Below are 18417 nucleotides of genomic sequence, written 5' to 3' on the forward strand. Positions count from 1 at the left end.
CCTGGTATCGATTCTTGCTGAGTAATTGCCGGCGGGCTACGTCAGTGCCCGTGGCCGGGCTCGGCCGGTGCGTTCGTCGGCGCCGGGTTGCTCGCGCCGGTGGCGTCCGGCTGGGCGACCCGCACCGTGAACTCGGCCGTGCGGACCACGCCTTGGTGCTGGAAGTCGAGGAACAGGCGGTAGTCGCCCGCGCTCGGCGCGTTCACCACGAAGTCGATGCCGGGACCGGCCGGGGTGACCCCGTCGCCGGGTGCGCCCTCGGGGTGCACGTGCAGGTAGGCGAGGTCGGCGGCGCGCAGGGCCACCAGGTGGCCGTAGGCGCCGAGGTAGGGCTGCAGGTCGGTGACCGGGGTGCCGTTGCGGCTCACCGAGAGCGTCACGTTCGAGGCCGTACCCGGGGTGACCGTGCCATCGAGCGCCACGGTGTACTCGCCGACCTGGGCGGTGGCCGCGGGGGCCGGGAGGGCCTGCACGTCGTAGTTGCCCGCGACGCGCAGGTCGGCGCCGAGGGTCAGGTTCGACCCGCCCGCCGGGGTGAAGTCGGCGAACACCCGGTAGTCACCGCCCCGGCTCAGGTTCAGCGGCACCGACCAGGTGCCTGCCGGATCCAGCACCGGGTGCACGTGCTGGAAACCCACCATGTCGCGCCGAACCACGATCAGGTGCAGGTCCTTGTCGTGGCTGGTCACGTACTTCGTGACCGGCTCGCCGGTGGCGTCGAGGATGCGGAAGCTCACCGGCGCCTGCGCCGCGGTCGTGGTGTTGGGCTTGTCGATGGCCAGCGTGTAGCCCTGATCGGTGGCGAGGAGGCCGCCGGGCAGGTCGGCGGACGGCGCCGCCGCGGTCGAGTGTTCGCCGTGCCCGGCCGGTTCGGAAGGTTCCGGACCGACCAGGGCGCCGGCGGCCAGAGCGATCCCGAAGACCGCCGCGAGGCCGAGGGTGAAACCGGCGAACTTGCCTGTTGCGTTCATCGGGATGCTCCGTTTCGGGTTCAGTCGGCGAGCTGGAAGCCGGCCGCGGTGACGGCGTCGGCGAGGGCGGTGCGGTCGGGTGCGGTGCCGTCGATCGCCACCGTGCCGGTGGCCAGGTCGACCTCGACGCCGGTGACGCCGGGCAGCGCGCCGACCTTGTCGCGCACCTTGTTGGTGCAGCAGCCGCAGGTCATGCCGGTGACGGTGACAGTGGTGGTGCTCATGGTGGTCTCCTCGTTCTCGATCTCAATCATTACCATACCCCCCTAGGGTATTTTGTCAAACGGTCGCGTCGGCGGTGGCCGGGGCCGGGCTGCGCATGACCGCGGCGGTGATGCCCGCACCGGCCAGGGCCAGTAGGCCCGCGCCGAGGAAGGCCGCCGAGTAGCCGTCCGTCAGTGCCGTGGCGTCGCCCAGTTCGCCCGCGCCGAACGCGGCGGCGACCGCCGTCATCGCGGCCAGGCCGAGCGCTGAGCCCACCTGGTAGCTGACGTTGACGATGCCCGAGGCCAGGCCGCCCTCCTCCGGTCGCGCCGCCGAGATGGCGGTGCCGAGCGAGGGGATGAAGGCCAGCGACATACCGCCGGCGGCCACCAGCGAGGCGGGCAGCACGTCGACCCAGAAGTTGCCGGTCGGCCGCACCAGCGACATGATGCCCAGGCCGAGACCAAGCACGATCAGGCCGGTGACGATCATCGGCTTGGCGCCGAAGCGCTGCATGGCCTTCGGCGCCAGCACCACCATGCCGAGCATGATCAGGGTGGTCATCGGCAGCAGCGCGGCGCCCGACGGGAACGCGCTGTAGCCGAGCACCTGCTGCAGGTACAGGTTCAGGAAGAACCACATCGGCACCCACGCGGCGGCCAGCGCGAACTGGGCGAAGTTGGCGGCGGCCAGGTTCGGCGCGCGGAAGATGCTCAGCCGCATCAGCGGTTCGCTGCGGCGCGACTGGATGGCGACGAAACCGGCCAGCAGCGCGGCGGCCAGCGCCAGCACGCCCAGGGTCTCACCGGACGCCCAGCCGACTTCGGGAGCCTGCACGATCGCGTACACGGCAGCCGCCAAACCGGCTGTCACAGTGACGGACCCGGCGATATCGATGGATCCCTTACGCGCCGGGGCGGCGGGCATCAGCAGCGGAACCGCGATCAGCGCGAGCACCGCGATCGGGACGTTGATGTAGAAAACCCAAGGCCAGCTGATGTATTCGGTGATCACGCCACCCAGGAACACGCCCGCGGTGCCACCGGCGGGAGCCGCTGCGCCGTAGACGGCCAGCGCCTTGGTGAGTTCCTGTGGCGAGCCGCCGAACAACATCATCAGCAGGGTCAGTGCCGAGGGCGCGATCAGCGCCGCGCCCGCACCTTGGATCGCCCGGCCCGCCAGCTCGATGCCGACATTGCCCGCGGCACCGGCGATCACCGAACCGACGGCCAGCACCAGCCAGCCCGCCCCGAAGACCCGGCGCGCGCCGAGCAGGTCGGAGAGCCGGCCGCCGAGCAGCAGCAGGCCGCCGAAGGCGATCACGTAGGCGTTGAACACCCAGGTCAGATTGCCGGGGGTGAAGCCGAGTTCGGCCTGCATCTTCGGCAGCGCGATCCCGATGATCGAGGTGTCCATGATGACCATGAACTGCGCTGCGGCGATCACCGCCAGCGCCCACCACTTCCGGGTGGATTGCGATTGCGTAGTCACGACTTTCGTCCTTTCGAGCGGAGAGCGTCTCGTGCTCGGTACCATACCCCCCTAGGGTATTAACATGTCAAGACTTCGGCCGAAAGGATTTCGACAGCCGAATGCCCGGCCTACACCGTGGTGGACCGGGCATGTCGTGCTGCGGCGGATCAGGATTCGGGACGGTAGGTGATCAGCGCGACGGCCGGCGCCGACACCACCTGCACCAGGTCGCTGCCGCTGATCGAGATGTGCGCGAAGCCGCCCTCGATGGCGACACGCACGTCGCGCACCGTCGCGGTCTGCTGCCCGTCGGCGTCGGTCAGGGTGTAGCCGGCGACCAGGCTGACGGTGTCGGCGGCGCGCCATTTCGGTGCCATCGGGGACTCCTTCGGTGCGGTGGGGGCGAGCGGAAAGTCCAGCTCGGGACGGGCGACATGGTTGAAATAGTTCGACAGCACGTTCAATGCCACATGGCCCACCGCCTCGGTCAGTTCGGCATCGCTGACGCCGCTGTTCCTGGCCTCGGCCAACTGCTCGTCGTCCACCCGGCCGCCGGTGCGCAGCACCTCGCGCGCGAAGCGCAGCACCGCCTCGGCGTGCGGGTTCTCGGCCCTTGCTGCCCGCGTCGCCGTGATCGCCTCGGGCGTGAAACCCATCTTCGCCGCGCGCATCGTGTGCGCCGAGACGCAGTATTCGCAGCCGTTGTCGGCGGCGATCAGCAGGGCGAGCTGCTCGCGGGTCCGGGCCCCGAGCTTGCCGGCGGTCAGCGCGTCCCGCAGGCGCAGATACCCCCGTAGGGTGGCCGGGCTGTTCGCCATGGCGGCGTAGAGATTCGGCACCCGGCCCAGTTGCCGCTGGACTTCGGTGAGCAGTTCGCCCTGCTCGGCATCGGCGGTGTCGGCGGAGAGGAGTGGCAGTCGGGACATGGTGTGCTCCAGTGGCGTTTCGACAACGGTACTGATCGGTACCGAGTTGCGACGGTACTGACTGGTTCCGTCTCGGTCAACCAATTCGGTACCGATCGTTTCCGTTCTGGTACGGTGAGTGCATGGCGACACAGGCCAAGCAGCGGTTGCTCACCACCGCCGAGGAGCTGTTCTACGCCGAGGGCATTCGCGCCGTCGGCATCGACCGGCTGCTCCAGGAGTCCGGGGTCGGCCGGGCCTCCTTCTACCGCCACTTCGCGAGCAAGGACGACCTGGTCGTCGCCGTGCTCGAAGACCGTGACCGCCGCTGGCTGGACTGGCTGCGCACCTCGGTCGAAGCCGTCGACGACCCGGCCGCGCGCCCCATGGCCGTCTTCGCCGCACTCGCGCAACGCTTCGCCCGCAACGACTTCCGCGGCTGCGCCTTCATCAACACGATGATCGAAGTCGCCGACCCCACCGCCCCCGCCCACCGGGTAGCCGACCGCCACAAGCGCCGCGTCATCGCCTATCTCACCGAACTACTCACCGCCGCAGGCCAACCCGACCCGGAGCTCCTCGCCCCCGAGCTGGCATTGCTCATCGACGGCGCCATCGTCACCGCGGTGCGTGAGAACTCGCCGGTCGCCGCCGACCGCGCAGCCTCGATCGCCGCCAAACTTCTGTCTTGATTGCGGCGCGATGCCACGAGCAACCCGCGGTCGGTCGGCTAGCAGGCGGCGCGGTCGAATTGTTCGACTGCTGCTTCCAGTCCGGCGAGGTCGCGTACCCGCCCAGAGGTCAGGGCCGCGGTCAGCGCGTCTCGGCCCGGCTCGTCGAGCGGTTCGAGCGTCAATCGAAAGCCCAACGCTGCGGCGGCTTCTGTGACCGTCCGCAGCGTCGGGTTCTTCGGTGTGGTGAGCAGGCGCCGAATGGTCCCTAGCGTTGCCCCGCGTGCAGGTGACGGGCGGTTGGGGAGGTGGCCACTGTCGCCGGGTCCGGGGCGGTGCCGAGTAGGCGGTCGGCGGTGCCGGAGGTGGTGACGGTGAACCAGTAGTGCTCGTTCTTGTAGTGGTGGTGGCGGTGGTTGCGCCACACGGCCCGGTAGGGAGCGTGCTTGGGCTTGTAGTCGGTGTGGATGAGGTAGTGCGTCCACTCGTAGAGCAGGCCCAGCGTGGTGATCGTGAGCAGGAAGGTCAGGCCGAGGCCCAGGCGGGGGAAGGCCAGCAAGCCGATCGCGACCAGCGCGACGATGGTGAGCGTCAGCGACTTGGGCGGGATGAACACCAGCGGGGTGTCACGCGGATCCGTGTGGTGCGCACGGTGTTTGCGGGCCAGCTCGCTGTCGATGGTGAGCGGACCGAGGCGCCGTGGGCGCCAGTGCAGCACCGTGACGTGGATGATCCACTCCGTCAGCGGGAACGTGCCGATGACGATCAGCGGGACGAGCGCGTCGGTGAACTGCCAGCCGCCGACGGCGATCCGCGCCACCAGGACGGTCACGAAGACCGCGGCGATCATCCAGGGTGAGGGATGCCGGACGAATTCGCGGGCCATCTCGCTCAGCGTGGCGCTGCGGCGGATCGCGCGGGGCGCGCCGGATCCGGTGGGGCGGTCGGGATCACGGCCCCGGTCGGCCGTGGCGGTGTCGTGCGACGTCGTTGTCGGACGGTCATTCTTCATGGCGATTCCTCGGGTGGATCACGCCCCGTCGAGGGCGTGGATGAGAGCGGTGGTCGCCGGCCCGAGCAGTGCTCGCGCGGATTCGGCGGCCCGTTCCGGCTCGCCCGCGGTGATCGCGGCGGCCAGGTCTCGATACGCGCCACCATTGCCCACCTCGGCGGACATGATCGGCGCGAGCGCCGCCAGCGCGGGTTCGTAGGCGGCGCGAAGCATGGAATACATCAGCCGGAACGCGATCGAATCGGCCAGATCGAGGACGTGGTCCCAGAATTCGAGGGCGATGCGCTGCTGGGCGAGCGGGTCCGCCTCGGCGACAAGGGCGTTCACGGATTCGTGGAGTAGGTCCAGTTCGGCGGCGAGCGGGTCGGTGCCGCCCGCGCGGGCTCGCCGAACCCGACCGGCCGCGAGCTCCGCGATCTTCGGACCGTTGTGCAGCCGCGCCTCGAGAATGCTGCGCGCTACGGCGGGATCGATGGTGTCGCCCCGCAGGAGTAGCCGGGGCAGCACTTCCAGCCCCGCGCTGCGCCGATAGTCGAGCACGGTGGTGGCTTCCCCCTGCCGCACCGACACCAGCCCCGCCGCCGCCAGCCGCTGCAACGCCTCCCGAACAGCGGGCCGCGAAACCCCCAGCGCCTCGGCCAGCTGCCGCTCACTCGGCAACGTGCTCCCCGCCGCCAGCTCCCCACCCAGCACCTCGGCGGCGATCTGCTCGAACACATCACCCGATACCGACCGCTTCACAACAGGAGTCCACGCCATGCCTAGATACTCCACCCAACAGGTCATGAGGTCAAGTGGTCATACCAGTTACTCGAGCACGTTGCCTTGCCTCGAGTGCGTGGTGCGTTCATTATTGATGCATGTTCACGCCGAATGAACGTGACCTAGGTATGAACATCCTCGACGAGTGCATGCGGCGACTCGACGAGCATGGCGTCGCGTTCGAAGTCCTGGAATTCACCGAACGGCCGGACGCGGCCGCAGACCTGATCGCGAGGTTGGATGCCGGTTCCTACGGGAACCGGACATATGCCGTCGAAATCCGCCATCGAATGACCGCGACGATCGCCGATGCACTGCCGCACACCGACCTGCCATTGCTCCTGGTTACTCCATACGTATCGCGCGAGGCCGCGGAGGCGCTTCGGGATCGACATATTGATTTCGTAGACCTGGCTGGCAACATGGCACTTGTCTGGCCGGCGATGCGCATCCTCGTCGTCGGCCAGTCCAGGCCGCCGACGACGAAGCCGATGCCGGCTCGTGCGCCTCGTGCTTTCGGCTCGGCTGGTGCGAAGGTGCTGTTTACACTCCTCAGTTGGAGCGATGCCGTGCAGTTGCCGCTGCGCGCAGTTGCGGAACGCAGCGGGGTCTCGCTGGGTACCGCGCACAATGTCGTGAACGAGCTGGAAGACGCTGGCTACGTCGTCTCGGTCGACGGTGCACGAAGGTTGATGCGGGGCCGAGAGCTTCTCGACCGTTGGACCGAGTCCTTCGCTACCACGGTTGTGCCGAAGCTCGCATCGAGTGAGTTCACCGATAACGCGGCGGGGTGGTGGCTGGACTCCTGGGCAGACCTCGCAGCCGAAGAAGTCCAACTGGGTGGCGAAGCAGCTGGTTCGCAACTGGATTCAGACCTGCACTCGAGGACTGCCATTCTCTATTCGGGTGTGCTGCCGAGAAGATTGGCTGCTCAACGGCGATGGCGCCGGTCTTCCGGGCAGCCGAATGTCCTGATCCGGCAGCGATTCTGGACTCCGCCGGAGCCGCTGGAGCCACTGGTTCCGAGCACCCTGATCTATGCCGACATGTGGACATCCGGTGATTCACGCCAGCGCGCTCACGCCGAAAGGATCAGGAAGAGTGACCCTCGACTTGTCGAAATCGACCGATCCTGAGATCGCGCTTGCTACCACAGTCTTGCTTGAACTGGACTCCGCGGCAACGCGGGTCGGGATCGAGTTTCTCGTCGTCGGGGCGACAGCACGAAACATGGTGGCGCGCAGTATCGCAGGGGCCACGCCGGAGCGTGCTACCCGCGACGTGGATATCGCCATTGTCGTTGCGGACTGGAGCGAGGTCGGTCGACTCGGAGCGGCGTTCAGAGGTACGGATAGGCTTGCGCATCGCTTCGAGATCGGTGGTGTTCCGGTTGACATTATTCCGTGCGGTGCGATCGAGAGTCCCGCCCGCACAGTCGCCTGGCCCAACGATTTCACCATGCACACCCTGGGGTTTCGTGAAGCTTTCCAGTCCTCCCAACCGGTGTTGCTACCAGGCCGACTTGCTGTGCGTATCCCGTCGATCGCAGCTCAGGTGCTCTTGAAGCTGGTTGCGTGGTACGACCGGCATTGGGACAGCACGAAAGACGCGATCGATCTTCGTACGATGCTCGATTGGACCAGTACCGGGCCACTGCTGGAGCAGCTGTACGAGGACAACGCCGACCTTGTCGAACTGTACGACTACGACGTCGCACTGGCCGGTGCCCATAGCATCGGGAAGGTCATCAGGAGCTTGCTCGACCGACCTGCACTCGTTCAAGTCAGCAAGCTACTGGCAGACAGGCAACTGTGGGTGCGGCTTGCGGGCGATATGCAGGGTGTCTTCGTTAGGTCGCTGCAACAGCTCGATGCGCTGACAGCCGGTATGACCGGCCGAATGGACCATCGCGGGACACTGTGATCGATCAGCTGGGGTCGGAGCCGCGGATGGCGGAGAACCAGGTGAAGGTGGCCGCGGCGGCGACAGTGGCGCCGGCGAAGGCGGGGATGCCGCCGTCCATGACGTAGACCCACAGGAGGCCGGCGATGGGCGCGGCGACGGCGGGCTGGACGTCGAGGACCAGACGGCGGGCGATGCCGTATGAGGGGACCTCGGACGGGCGGCTGGGATTGTCGATGAGCTTGCCCGCGGGCTCGGTGTTCCTGACCCGGCCCGACGGGTAGAAGCGGTTGTCGCCGGTCCGGATCGTGCGGCCGGCCAACTCCAGGTCGGTCGGCGTCAGCGCGGACAGGCTGGGCTCGTAGAACACCGGCTGCCACACCATCCGATCCCCACTGGTGATCTCCAGCCACGACCGGCTGACCAGCCGATGCTGCTGCCGGACCCGGCGCCCCCCGACCGTCCCCGTCGCGACGAGCCCGGTCGGCAGGACGCCCAACGCCAGCGCCAGCTGATAGGTGGTGACCGCGAGAATCACCAGCACGACCACGGCGAGCGCACTCAGCTGATCGAGATCGGCGAACGGCACCAGCGCGGCGATGACCGCGATGGTGCCGGACGTGACCAGCAGGGGGTAGGTGAGTGCGCGCGCCGGGCCGGTCACGGGTTACTTCACGAAGCCGATCTTGGTGTAGTCGAGGGAGGCCAGGCCCGCCGCGCCGAAGTTGGCGAGGTTGTCGCGCACTCCGACATTGCCCGCGGACTGGAACAGCGGCAGCGAGTGGCCCTCTTCGAAGACCTTCCGGTCGACCTGATTGGCCAGTTGCTTGGCCTTCACCGGATCGAGTTCGGAGATGGTCTGCTCGATGAGGGCGTTGAGCTCGGGCGAGCCGATCCGGCCGTAGTTGCCCTGGATATCGTCCGGGTAGTAGCCGTAGATCTGGGTCAGGCTGCTCAGCGGGAACGGGTCACCGGCCCAGAACCATTGCCCCACATCGAAGTTGCCCGGCTGCAGGACATCCGAGAACAGGCCGGCGCCCGGCTTCGTCTCGATGCTCAGCTTGACGCCGATCTGCGCGAGATTCTGCTGGATGATCTGGCCGATCTGGATGTTGGTCGGGTCGTTGTACATCACGTCGCGGATCTCGAGCTTGCGCCCGTCCTTCTCGCGCACATCGCCGTTGAGTTTCCAGCCGAGGGCATCGAGCTCGTTCGCCGCCGCCGTCGGGTCGAAACCGAGACTGTTGTCCTGGTAGCCGTCCTGGCCGCTCAGGTAGACGTGGTTGTTCAGCGGCTTCGGATCCTGGACGAGACCGTTCTGGATGGCGGTCGCGATGCCCTGACGATCGACCGCCTTGGAAATCGCGACCCGCACGCCCTGCTCGGCGAGGAGCGAACCGGGCGCGCCGTTGAAGGTGAAGTGACCCCAGCTGTTACCGGGTGCGCGGCGGACCGCCACACCGGGAGCGTTGCGCACCGACTTCAGGTTGTCGAGGCTGGCCACGCCGACCGCGTCGATCTCGTTGTTCAGCAGCGCGGGAACGAAGGCCGCGCTGTCGAGCACGCTGAAGGTGATCGTGTCCAGCTTCGGCGTCGCACCCCACCACTTGGGGTTGCGTCCGAGCACGACACGACCCTGCCCGCGGTCGACGGACTGGACGACGAACGGACCAGACGACAGGCCCAGCCCGTCGACCTGGCTGTTGTTGAAGGCCTCCGGAGTCGCCGTGGCGGACTTGGGGAGCAGGAAGGAGTTGCCGGCGAACTGGCCACGCCAGTCGGCGTAGTGCTTGTTGAAGGTGATGACGGCCTGTCGGTCGTCGACGCCACGCTCGACCTTCTCGATCCGGTCGAAGCCACTGCTGTTGGCGATCAGGAACGACTTGTCCTTGCCACTGAGCGCGTTGGCCTGGGACTGGAAGTCCTCCCAGGTGATCGGCGAACCGTCCGACCAGACCGCTTCGGGATTGATCGTGTACGTCACCTGCTGCGGCTCGGTGTTGGTCAAGGCGACATCGGTGAAGAAGTCGGTGTTGACCGAGAGTTCCGCCGCGGCATCGGTCTTGAACGCGCGCGGCATCACCGGACGCAGAATCGAGGCGGTGTCACCGTCGTTGCCGTCGGTGTGCAGGGAATTCCAGTTCTGCGGCAGCGAGGTGATGGCCAGCCGCAGGTTGCCCCCGTCGCGCAGCTCACTGACATCCTTCGGATTGATGTCGTTGGTCGTGCCGAGCGTGGCCTGCCCGTCCGCCGCCGGTTCCTCCGAGGTGCACCCGGCAGCGAGCACACTGACGATGACCAGGGGTATGGCCAAGCGCGTGGTCATTGCACGAATCCGCATGGTCCGCTCCTTTCCAAATGTTCGCTGCACGAGTGCGGCACTGTGGTGATTACTTGACGAAGCCGACCTTGGTGTAGTCGTACGACGCCAGTCCCGGCGAACCGTAGTTCGCGAGGGTGTCCCGCACCGCGACCGTACCCGCGGACTGCACGATGGGCAGGGAGAAGCCTTCCTCGAAGATCATCCGGTCGGCCTTGTTGGCCAGTTCGATGGCCTTCTCCGGATCGAGTTCGGCGATCACCTCTTCGATCAGGGCATTCAATTCGGGGGAGCCGATGCGACCCTTGTTGCTCAGCGGGTTGGCCGGGTCGTAGGCATAGATCTGTGGGAGCGCGCCGAGCGGGAAAATGCTCTTGGACCAGACGAATTGGGCGATATCGAAATTGCCGGGGTCGATCACCTCGGTGAACAGGCCACTGCCAGGGTAGGTCTCGATTTTCAGCTTCACGCCGATCGCCGCCAGGTTCTGCTGGGCGATCTGGGCCATCTGGGTCCAGGTGTCGGCCTGGTACATCACGTCCCGGATCTCGAGCTTGCGGCCGTCCTTCTCACGCACGTCGCCGTTGAGCTTCCAACCGAGTTCGTCCAGCATGCGGGCGGCCTCGGCGGGGTCGTAGGACACCGACTGCGCGTTGTCCTGATAGCCCTTCTGGCCGACGAGGTACAGATGGTTGTTCAGCGGCCTCGGATCGGTCACGATGCCCTGCTGGGTCGCCGTGGCGATGGCCTGACGGTCGATGCCCTTGGAGATCGCGATCCGCAGCTTCGGATCCGACAGGATCGACCCCGGCGCACCATTGAAGGTGAAGTGGGAGTACCTGTTCGCCGGCGCGCGCCTGACCTTGACACCCGGCGTACCGGTCGCGGTCGTGACCTCTTCGATCCCGCTCAGGCCGGTGGCGTCGAGTTCATTGTTCTGCAGGGCGGTCAAGCGAGCCTCATCAGCGAGGACACTGAAGGTGACCGTGTCCAGCTTGGGGGCGTCGCCCCACCACTTCGGATTGCGGCTCAGCACGATTCGCTGCTGAGCGCGGTCGATCGAGGTGATGATGAACGGCCCCGACGACAGCGGCATCTCGTTGCGGTACAGGTCGTCGAAGGATTGGGTCGAGGTGAACAGCTGACGCGGGTACAGCGGATTGAACAGGCCCTTCCATTCCGCGTAGTGCTCGGCGAAGGTCACGATCGCCTGCCGGTCGTCGACGCCGCGTTCGACCTTCTCGACGCTGCTGTATCCCTGGTCGTGGCTGATCTTGAACGCCGGGTCGCGGCCGCTCATCACCGCGGCCTGTGCGCGCAGATCTTCCCAGGTGATCGGCGATCCATCCGACCACACAGCCTTGGGATTGATCGTGTAGACGATCTGCTGCGGATTGGTATTGGTCAGCTGGACATCGGTGTAGTAGTTGTGGTCGATCGTCAGATTGCCTGCGGCATCGGCGTTGATCGAGCCGGGCAGGGCCCATCCGGTGAGATCGCTGACCTCGCCGTCGGAATCGACGTGCAGGCTGTTGAAGGTCTCCGGGAAGCCGGTCAGCGCCAGGCGCAGATTGCCGCCGTCACGCAGTGCGTCGCGCTCCTGCGGGTTGATGTCGTTGATCGCCCCGATCGAACTCGATTGTGACTCCACCGTGGAATTGGACCCACAGCCACCGAGAACCAGGGTCAATGCGACAGCGGGCGCCGCGACGCGAAAACCGAACCGGCGTAGCCGGGAGGCATAGGTGGCAGTGGTCATTTCGTGAATCCGATCTTCGTGTAGTCATACGATGCCAAGCCCGGCGAACCGATGTTGGCAAGGGTGGTGCGGGCGCCGACGCTGCCGTCGGACTGCATGAGGGGCAGGGAGTGGCCCTCCTCGAACACCGCGCGGTCCACCTGGTTGGCCAGGTCGATGGACTTCTGCGGGTCGAGTTCGGTGATGGTGCGCTCGATGAGGGCGTTGAGTTCGGGGGAGCCGATGCGGCCGAAGTTGCCCTGCAGGTCGTCGGGGTCGTAGTAGTAGATCTGGCGGATGCTGGCGAGGGGGAACGGGTCGCCCTGGAAGATGAACTGGGCGGCGTCGAAATCGCCGGGCTGGATGACGTCGGTGAAGTAGCCGGCGGAGGGCTTGGTGTCGATGGTCAGGCCGACGCCGATCGCGGCGAGGTTCTGCTGGATGATCTGGGCGATCTGCACCCAGGTCGGGTCGTTGTACATGACGTCGCGGATGACGAGCTTGCGGCCGTCCTTCTCGCGGACGTCACCGGTGCGGACCCAGCCGAGCGCGTCGAGTTCCCGTGCCGCGGCCTCGGGGTCGAAGCCGAGGCTGTTGTCCTGGTAGCCCTGCTGGCCCTGCAGGAAGATGTGGTTGTTCAGCGGCTTCGGGTCCTCGACCAGGCCGTTCTGCAGCGCGGTGACGATGCCCTGCCGATCGATCGCCTTCGAGATGGCCACGCGGACACCGGGATCGGCGAGGATCGAGCCGGGTGCGCCGTTGAAGGTGATGTGGCGCCAGCGATTGCCGGGCGCGCGCCGGACGACCAGTCCTTCGGTGCCGCGGACGGTCTTCACCTCGTCGATGGTGGTCAGGCGGACCAGGTCGAGTTCGTTGTTCTGCAGCGCCTGCACCCAGGCCGTGTGATCGAGCACGCTGTAGGTGATGGTGTCGAGGACGGGCTGCTCGCCCCACCATTTCGGGTTGCGGCCCAGGGTGATCCGGCCCTGGGCGCGGTCGGTGGCGGTGACCGTGAACGGGCCCGCGGTGAGCCCGATCGCGTCGACCTGGCTGGTGTTGAAGGCCTCGGGGGTGCTGGTCACCGACTTCGGGTACAGCGAGCTGTTGCCCGCGAACTGGCCGCGCCAGTCGGCGAACGGAGTGCTGAAGGTGAGAATCGCCTGCCGGTCGTCGACGCCGCGTTCGACCTTGTCGACGAACTCGAAACCGTTGGTGATGGCGATCAGGTAGCGCTTGTCCCGGCCGCTGAGCGCGTTGGCCTGCGCGGCGATGTCCTCCCAGGTGATCGGGGAACCGTCCGACCACACCGCCTTCGGGTTGATCGTGTACGTCACCCGCATCGGGTCGGTGCCGGTCAGCGCGATATCGGTGAAGTAGTCGGTGTCGATGGTGAGCTTGCCCGCCGCGTCGATCGCGAACGAGCGCGGCATCGCCGGGCGCAGGATGTCGGCGATCTCGCCGTCGTTGCCGTCGTTGGACAGCGTGTTCCAGTTCGCGGGGTAGCTGGTCGTAGCCAGCCGCAGATTCCCGCCCTCGCGCAGCGCTGCCCGATCCATCGGGTTGATATCGCTGGTGGTCCCGAGCGCGTCGGTGAGACCGGTCGCGGATTCGTCGCCGTACCCACACCCCGCCACGATCATTCCGGCCGCCACCACCACGGCCGCGCAGCGCAGCCGGGCACGACGGCGGGCTTGCATTCCTCGGGATCTCATGGCGGGCCTCCTGGCGTTGCTCAGCCGCTGACGACGGGTTCCGGAACGGCCGCGATCAGCGAGCGGGTGTACTCGTGCCGAGGATCGGCGAAGATCTGTTCGGCCGGGCCGGATTCGACGATCTTGCCGCGCAGCATGACGGCGATGTCGTGGGCGAGATTGCGCACCACCGACAGATCGTGCGAGACGAACAGATACGACAGCCCGCGCTCGGCCTGCAGGTCACGCAGCAGATTCAGGACACCGGCCTGGATCGACACGTCCAGCGAGGAGACCGGCTCGTCGAGGACGAGCAGCTGCGGGTCCAGGGCCAGGGCGCGCGCGATGCTGATGCGCTGCTTCTGGCCGCCGGAGAAGTCGGCCGGGTAGCGGTCGGCGTGCTCGGGACGCAGGCCGACCTGGCGCAGCAGTTCGGGCACCCGGCGGTTGACCTCCTCGCGTGAGCGGCCGTCGATGCGCAGCGGTTCGGCCAGCGCGTCGAAGATCGGCAGGCGGGGGTCGAGCGAGGCGCTGGGGTCCTGGAAGACGATCTGCATCTTGCGGCGGATCTCGCGGGTGCGGGCTTTGGTCAGCGTCGCGACGTCGTTGCCGAGCACCTCGATGCTGCCCGACTGCGGCCGCACCAGGTCCATGATCTGCGACAGAGTGGTCGACTTGCCCGAGCCCGATTCGCCGACCAGGGCCAGCGTGCGGCCCGCGCGCACCTCGAAGCTGATGCCGTCGACCGCGCGGACCTCGCCGGTCTTGCGGCGCAGCACCACACCGGAGGTGAGCGGGAAGGTCTTCACCAGGTCGGTGACCCGCAGGACGACGTCGGACTCGGCGACGTCCGGTTTCGGCGGTTCGGCGATCTCCTGGCGGTAGGCGTCGAACAGCTGCGCCGAGCCGATCTCGGCGGTGCGGATGCAGGCGACCGAATGCCGGGGCGCGACCTTCTCCAGCGGCGGCTCGGCGGCGGTGCAGTCGTCGATCGAGACCGGGCAGCGCGGGGCGAACGAGCAGCCGCGCGGCAGGTCGTGCATGGCGGGCGGCGCGCCGACGATCGGGATCAGCGGGCGGCGCGGCGGGCCGTCCATGCGCGGGATGGAACCGAGCAGACCCACCGTGTACGGCATCCGGGGCGCGGTGAAAAGCTCGGCGACGGGGGCGGTTTCGACGACCTTGCCCGCGTACATGACCGCGACCCGGTCGGCGATCGTCGCGGCGATGCCCATGTCGTGGGTGATCATGATGACGCCCGCGCCGGTGATGTCGCGCGCCTTGCGCAGCAGGTCGAGGATCTGCCGCTGCACGGTGACGTCGAGCGCGGTGGTCGGCTCGTCGCAGATGATCAGCGCCGGGTCGTTGGCTATGGCCATGGCGATCACCACGCGCTGGCGCATGCCGCCGGAGAACTCGTGCGGGAACGCCCGCGCCCGCGCCCGCGCGTCGGGGATGCCGACGAGCTCGAGCAGTTCGATCGCGCGCTCGGCGGCTTCCTTGCGGTGCATCGTGCCGTGTGCGAGCAGCGCCTCGGCGACCTGATCGCCCACCCGGTAGACCGGGGTCAGCGCCGAGAGCGGGTCCTGGAAGACCATGCTGATCGAGGAGCCGCGCAGTTTCGACATCTGCTTGTCGCCGAGGCCGAGCAGTTCGCGCCCGCGCAACCGGATCGAACCCTGCACCCGCGCCTGTTCGGGCAGCAGGCCGATCACGGCCAGCGAGGACACCGACTTGCCGGAACCGGACTCGCCGACGATGGCCAGCACCTCGCCGTCGGCGACGGTGTAGTTCACCCCGCGCACCGCGTCGACGCGGCCTTCCTCACCGGGGAAGGAGACCCGCAGATCGGTGACCTCGAGCAGCGGTGCGGTAGACGTGTTGGCGGTCATCGCTTCTCGGCTTTCTTCGACTCCACCTGCGCCTCGTCCTGCTGCTCCGCGATGTCCTTGCGCGCCTTGCGGGCGCCGCGAGCGCCCGGGTCGAAGGCGTCGCGCAGGCCGTCGCCGACGAGGTTGGCGCACAGCACGATCGTGACCAGCAGGCCACCGGAGAACAGGAACAGCCACGGATAGGTCAGCGCCGACTTGGTGCCCGTCGCGATCAGCGAACCCAGCGACACATCGGGCGGCTGCACACCGAAACCGAGGAAGCTGAGCCCGGTTTCGGCGCTGATCGCCGCGCCGACCGCCAGTGTGGTGTCGATGATCAGGATCGAGGCGATGTTCGGGATGATGTGGCTGATGATCACCTTGTGCGTCGGCGCGCCCATATAGCGTGCGGCGCGGACGAATTCGCGCTCGCGCAGGCTCATCGTCAGGCCGCGGATGATGCGCGCCGCGATCATCCAGCCGAACACACTGAGCAGGACGATCAGGATGGCGATCGAGCCGGACCCCTTGGTGCGCGGGGCGAAGATCGCGATGATGATGAAGGCGGGGACCACCAGCAGCAGATCGACCAGCCACATGATGGCCCGGTCGGTCCAGCCGCCGAGCAACCCGGCCACCGCGCCCGCGGTGGAGGCGATGAGGCTGGAGAAGATCGCCACGCAGAAGCCGATGATCAGCGACTTCTGCAGCCCGCGCATGGTCTGGGCGAGCACGTCCTGGCCGATCTGGGTGGTGCCGAACGGATGCTCGGCACTCGGCGGCTTCAGCAGCGCCTTGTAGTCCATCTCCTGGTAGTCCCAGGCCAGCAGCGGCGGCAGCGCGAAACTGGCGATCAGCAGCAGGAGCAGGATCACCGCGCCGACCACGGCGGGCTTGTTGCGCAGGAAGCGGCGCCAGACCAGCTTGCGGCGGCCCGCCGCGGCGACCTCGGGCGCGCCGACGGCGATGAGTTCGGTTTCGGTCATGAGACACGCACCCTCGGGTCGAGCAGGGCAAGCACGATGTCGGAGAGCAGACCCGACACCAGGACGACCAGGCCGGCGAAGGTCGCGACCGTGACGACGATGTAGAGGTCCTGGGCATTGACGCCGTCGACGAACCACTCACCGACGCCGTGCCAGCCGAAGATCTTCTCCACGAAGGTGGCGCCGGTGATCAGGCCGCCCAGGCTGTAGGCGAACAGGGTGGCCATCGGGATCAGCGCGGTCCGTAGCCCGTGTTTGTAGAGCGCGTGGTTGCGTGAGAGGCCCTTGGCGCGGGCGGTGCGGATGAAATCGCTCTGCAGTACGTCGAGCATGGCGTTGCGCTGGTAGCGGCTGTATCCGGCGGCGGCGCCGAGCACCAGGGCCAGCGTCGGCAGCACCAGATGCTGTGCGCGGTCGACGAATTGGTTCCACAGGCCGACGACCTGCGTAGCCGAGGTCTCCCCGGTGTAGAGGAACACCTGGGTGCCGGTGGCGGTATTGATCTGCAGCGCGCCGTACTTCAGCAGGGTCGCGAGCAGGAAGATCGGGGTGGAGATGATCAGCAGCGAGACCACCGTCGCGAAGTAGTCGCTGAACTTGTACTGCCGGATCGCGCTCGCCGCGCCGATCAGCACGCCGAGGACGGTGCCGATGACCGAACCGAGGATCAGCAGCCGCAGGCTCACCGCCACCCGCCTGCCCAGCTCCTCGCTCACCGGCTGACCGGCCAGCGTCGTCCCGAAATCCCCTTGCACAACGCCGCCGAGCCAGCTGAGATAGCGCTGGGGGATCGGCTCGTCGAGGTGCAGTTGCTCGGCCTTGGCATCGATTACCGACTGCGGCGGGCGCGGATTGCGCTGCTCGAGGCTGTCGAGCGGATTGAACGTCAGTGATGCGAGGCTGAACGTCAGGAACGAGGCCAGCAACAGGAGCACGATGTAGTTGAGCGTGCGCCGCAACAAGAAGCCGGTCATCAGTCCCCTCTGGATCGGGTAATCAGGCCCTGATCATAAGGACAGTCCGCCGTCCCCGCGTGGCGACGTGCGGCAGGATGGAACGGATGACGCCCCTGCACCCGAAACCGAAGCTGGTGGCCACCGACGTCGACGGCACGCTGATCGACGACGTCGACAAGGTCTCGGCCCGCACCAAGGACGCCGTCGCCGCGCTGGTCGCCGACGGTGTCACCTTCGTGCTCGCGACCGGCAGGCCGCCGCGCTGGATCGATCCGGTGGTCAGCGAATTGGGGTACGCCCCGCTCGCGGTGTGCGGGAACGGCGCGGTCATCTACGACAGCGCGACCGATCGGGTCCTGTCCAGCCACACCCTCGACGTGGACACCCTCAGCTGGCTGGCCGAGCTCGCCGAGCACGCGCTACCCGGCTGCGGGCTGGCCACCGAGCGGGTCGGCGCCAGCGCGCACGACGCGGCCACCCCGCAGTTCGTCAGCTCGCCGACCTACGAGCACGCCTGGCTCAATCCCGACGACACCGTCGTCTCGCATGCCGAGGTCATCGACTCGCCCGCGATCAAGATGCTGATCCGGCTCAGCTCGGCCCGCAGTTCGGACATGCGCGCCGCGCTGGCCCCGCTGGTCGGCGACCGCGCCGAGATCACCTACTCCACCGAGAACGGACTGATCGAGATCGCGGTGCCGCGGGTGACCAAGGCGTCCGGGCTGGTCGAGGTGGCGCGGCGGGTCGGCATCGACGAGGGCTCGATCGTGGCGTTCGGTGACATGCCCAACGACGTGCCGATGCTGTCGATGGCCGGGCACGGCGTCGCCATGGGCAACGCGCATCCCGAGGCCAGGGCGGCCGCCGACGAGGTCACCGGCAGCAATGTCGACCACGGCGTCGCCATGGTGCTCGAACGCTGGTGGGGCTGACGGACGTAAACAGCCGGTGCCCT

Annotated in this window: 17 protein-coding genes; 4 read left to right on the top strand and 13 right to left on the bottom strand. The window is 67.5% G+C overall.

Annotation, left to right across the window (positions count from 1 at the left end; all coding sequences use genetic code 11):
- Window positions 1-41: 41 nt before the first annotated feature.
- From NV348_RS16860 to NV348_RS16875, 4 genes are all read right to left on the bottom strand, one after another.
- Window positions 42-971 carry a DUF8832 domain-containing protein gene (locus tag NV348_RS16860; protein WP_447147732.1) on the bottom strand — a complete coding sequence of 310 codons (930 nt, stop codon included), beginning with the start codon at window positions 969-971 and terminating at the stop codon, window positions 42-44.
- 20 nt (window positions 972-991) lie between these two features.
- Window positions 992-1195 carry a heavy-metal-associated domain-containing protein gene (locus tag NV348_RS16865; protein WP_358095282.1) on the bottom strand — a complete coding sequence of 68 codons (204 nt, stop codon included), beginning with the start codon at window positions 1193-1195 and terminating at the stop codon, window positions 992-994.
- A 55-nt stretch (window positions 1196-1250) separates the two neighbouring features.
- Window positions 1251-2666 (bottom strand): MFS transporter, encoded by a 1416-nt coding sequence (locus NV348_RS16870; protein WP_447147733.1) that lies wholly within the window; start codon window positions 2664-2666, stop codon window positions 1251-1253.
- Between the two features lie 149 nt (window positions 2667-2815).
- A complete protein-coding gene (locus NV348_RS16875; protein ID WP_447147734.1) occupies window positions 2816-3574 on the bottom strand; it encodes a carboxymuconolactone decarboxylase family protein in 759 nt (252 codons plus the stop codon).
- Between the two features lie 122 nt (window positions 3575-3696).
- Here NV348_RS16875 and NV348_RS16880 point away from each other — a divergent pair, with 122 nt between their 5' ends.
- The gene (locus NV348_RS16880; RefSeq protein WP_447147735.1) at window positions 3697-4245 is read left to right on the top strand and encodes a TetR/AcrR family transcriptional regulator; all 549 of its coding nucleotides are present in this window, start codon (window positions 3697-3699) and stop codon (window positions 4243-4245) included.
- 247 nt (window positions 4246-4492) lie between these two features.
- Here the strand turns inward: NV348_RS16880 and NV348_RS16885 are convergent, their stop codons facing one another.
- On the bottom strand, window positions 4493-5110 hold the full coding sequence (locus NV348_RS16885) for a sterol desaturase family protein (protein ID WP_447151064.1): 618 nt from the start codon (window positions 5108-5110) through the stop codon (window positions 4493-4495).
- Window positions 5111-5254: 144 nt separating this feature from the next.
- On the bottom strand, window positions 5255-5995 hold the full coding sequence (locus tag NV348_RS16890; RefSeq protein WP_447147736.1) for a FadR/GntR family transcriptional regulator: 741 nt from the start codon (window positions 5993-5995) through the stop codon (window positions 5255-5257).
- A gap of 131 nt (window positions 5996-6126) precedes the next feature.
- On the opposite strand from NV348_RS16890, the gene NV348_RS16895 reads away from it, so the two are divergent.
- Together NV348_RS16895 and NV348_RS16900 are read left to right on the top strand one after the other, a co-directional pair.
- Entirely contained in the window at window positions 6127-7134 is a 1008-nt protein-coding gene (locus NV348_RS16895; protein WP_447147737.1) for a type IV toxin-antitoxin system AbiEi family antitoxin, read from the top strand.
- A complete protein-coding gene (locus NV348_RS16900) occupies window positions 7100-7921 on the top strand; it encodes a hypothetical protein (RefSeq protein WP_447147738.1) in 822 nt (273 codons plus the stop codon). Before NV348_RS16895 ends, NV348_RS16900 begins: the two co-directional genes overlap by 35 nt.
- Window positions 7922-7925: 4 nt before the next feature.
- On the opposite strand, the gene NV348_RS16905 is transcribed toward NV348_RS16900, so the two are convergent.
- Genes NV348_RS16905 through NV348_RS16935 form a run of 7 tightly spaced genes read right to left on the bottom strand, consistent with a single transcriptional unit; the run spans window position 7926 to window position 17480 of the window.
- Complete coding sequence (locus NV348_RS16905) at window positions 7926-8564, bottom strand: hypothetical protein (protein ID WP_447147739.1); 639 nt, start codon at window positions 8562-8564, stop codon at window positions 7926-7928.
- Between the two features lie 3 nt (window positions 8565-8567).
- Window positions 8568-10241 carry an ABC transporter family substrate-binding protein gene (locus tag NV348_RS16910; RefSeq protein ID WP_447147740.1) on the bottom strand — a complete coding sequence of 558 codons (1674 nt, stop codon included), beginning with the start codon at window positions 10239-10241 and terminating at the stop codon, window positions 8568-8570.
- Between the two features lie 49 nt (window positions 10242-10290).
- Window positions 10291-11979 carry an ABC transporter family substrate-binding protein gene (locus NV348_RS16915; protein ID WP_447147741.1) on the bottom strand — a complete coding sequence of 563 codons (1689 nt, stop codon included), beginning with the start codon at window positions 11977-11979 and terminating at the stop codon, window positions 10291-10293.
- A complete protein-coding gene (locus NV348_RS16920) occupies window positions 11976-13670 on the bottom strand; it encodes an ABC transporter family substrate-binding protein (protein WP_447147742.1) in 1695 nt (564 codons plus the stop codon). Before NV348_RS16920 ends, NV348_RS16915 begins: the two co-directional genes overlap by 4 nt.
- A gap of 20 nt (window positions 13671-13690) precedes the next feature.
- Window positions 13691-15541, bottom strand: coding sequence for an ABC transporter ATP-binding protein (locus tag NV348_RS16925; protein ID WP_447147743.1), 1851 nt, complete (start codon window positions 15539-15541; stop codon window positions 13691-13693).
- Complete coding sequence (locus tag NV348_RS16930; protein WP_447147744.1) at window positions 15538-16506, bottom strand: ABC transporter permease; 969 nt, start codon at window positions 16504-16506, stop codon at window positions 15538-15540. The genes NV348_RS16925 and NV348_RS16930 overlap by 4 nt, the downstream gene beginning before the upstream one ends.
- Window positions 16503-17480: an ABC transporter permease gene (locus NV348_RS16935; protein WP_447147745.1), complete on the bottom strand. Its 978-nt coding sequence runs from the start codon at window positions 17478-17480 to the stop codon at window positions 16503-16505. The genes NV348_RS16930 and NV348_RS16935 overlap by 4 nt, the downstream gene beginning before the upstream one ends.
- An 86-nt stretch (window positions 17481-17566) precedes the next feature.
- Here NV348_RS16935 and NV348_RS16940 point away from each other — a divergent pair, with 86 nt between their 5' ends.
- Entirely contained in the window at window positions 17567-18394 is an 828-nt protein-coding gene (locus NV348_RS16940; protein ID WP_447147746.1) for an HAD family hydrolase, read from the top strand.
- Window positions 18395-18417: the final 23 nt, after the last annotated feature.

This window comes from Nocardia fodinahabitans (assembly GCF_052983615.1).

Bases quoted from the DNA above. Each gene is read 5' to 3' on its own strand.
- NV348_RS16890 (WP_447147736.1), bottom strand. From the start codon at position 5,995: ATGGCGTGGACTCCTGTTGTGAAGCGGTCGGTATCGGGTGATGTGTTC.
- NV348_RS16895 (WP_447147737.1), top strand. From the start codon at position 6,127: ATGAACATCCTCGACGAGTGCATGCGGCGACTCGACGAGCATGGCGTC.
- NV348_RS16860 (WP_447147732.1), bottom strand. From the start codon at position 971: ATGAACGCAACAGGCAAGTTCGCCGGTTTCACCCTCGGCCTCGCGGCG.
- NV348_RS16865 (WP_358095282.1), bottom strand. From the start codon at position 1,195: ATGAGCACCACCACTGTCACCGTCACCGGCATGACCTGCGGCTGCTGC.
- NV348_RS16920 (WP_447147742.1), bottom strand. From the start codon at position 13,670: ATGAGATCCCGAGGAATGCAAGCCCGCCGTCGTGCCCGGCTGCGCTGC.
- NV348_RS16910 (WP_447147740.1), bottom strand. From the start codon at position 10,241: ATGCGGATTCGTGCAATGACCACGCGCTTGGCCATACCCCTGGTCATC.
- NV348_RS16885 (WP_447151064.1), bottom strand. From the start codon at position 5,110: ATGGCCCGCGAATTCGTCCGGCATCCCTCACCCTGGATGATCGCCGCG.
- NV348_RS16875 (WP_447147734.1), bottom strand. From the start codon at position 3,574: ATGTCCCGACTGCCACTCCTCTCCGCCGACACCGCCGATGCCGAGCAG.
- NV348_RS16940 (WP_447147746.1), top strand. From the start codon at position 17,567: ATGACGCCCCTGCACCCGAAACCGAAGCTGGTGGCCACCGACGTCGAC.
- NV348_RS16930 (WP_447147744.1), bottom strand. From the start codon at position 16,506: ATGACCGAAACCGAACTCATCGCCGTCGGCGCGCCCGAGGTCGCCGCG.
- NV348_RS16915 (WP_447147741.1), bottom strand. From the start codon at position 11,979: ATGACCACTGCCACCTATGCCTCCCGGCTACGCCGGTTCGGTTTTCGC.
- NV348_RS16935 (WP_447147745.1), bottom strand. From the start codon at position 17,480: ATGACCGGCTTCTTGTTGCGGCGCACGCTCAACTACATCGTGCTCCTG.
- NV348_RS16880 (WP_447147735.1), top strand. From the start codon at position 3,697: ATGGCGACACAGGCCAAGCAGCGGTTGCTCACCACCGCCGAGGAGCTG.
- NV348_RS16925 (WP_447147743.1), bottom strand. From the start codon at position 15,541: ATGACCGCCAACACGTCTACCGCACCGCTGCTCGAGGTCACCGATCTG.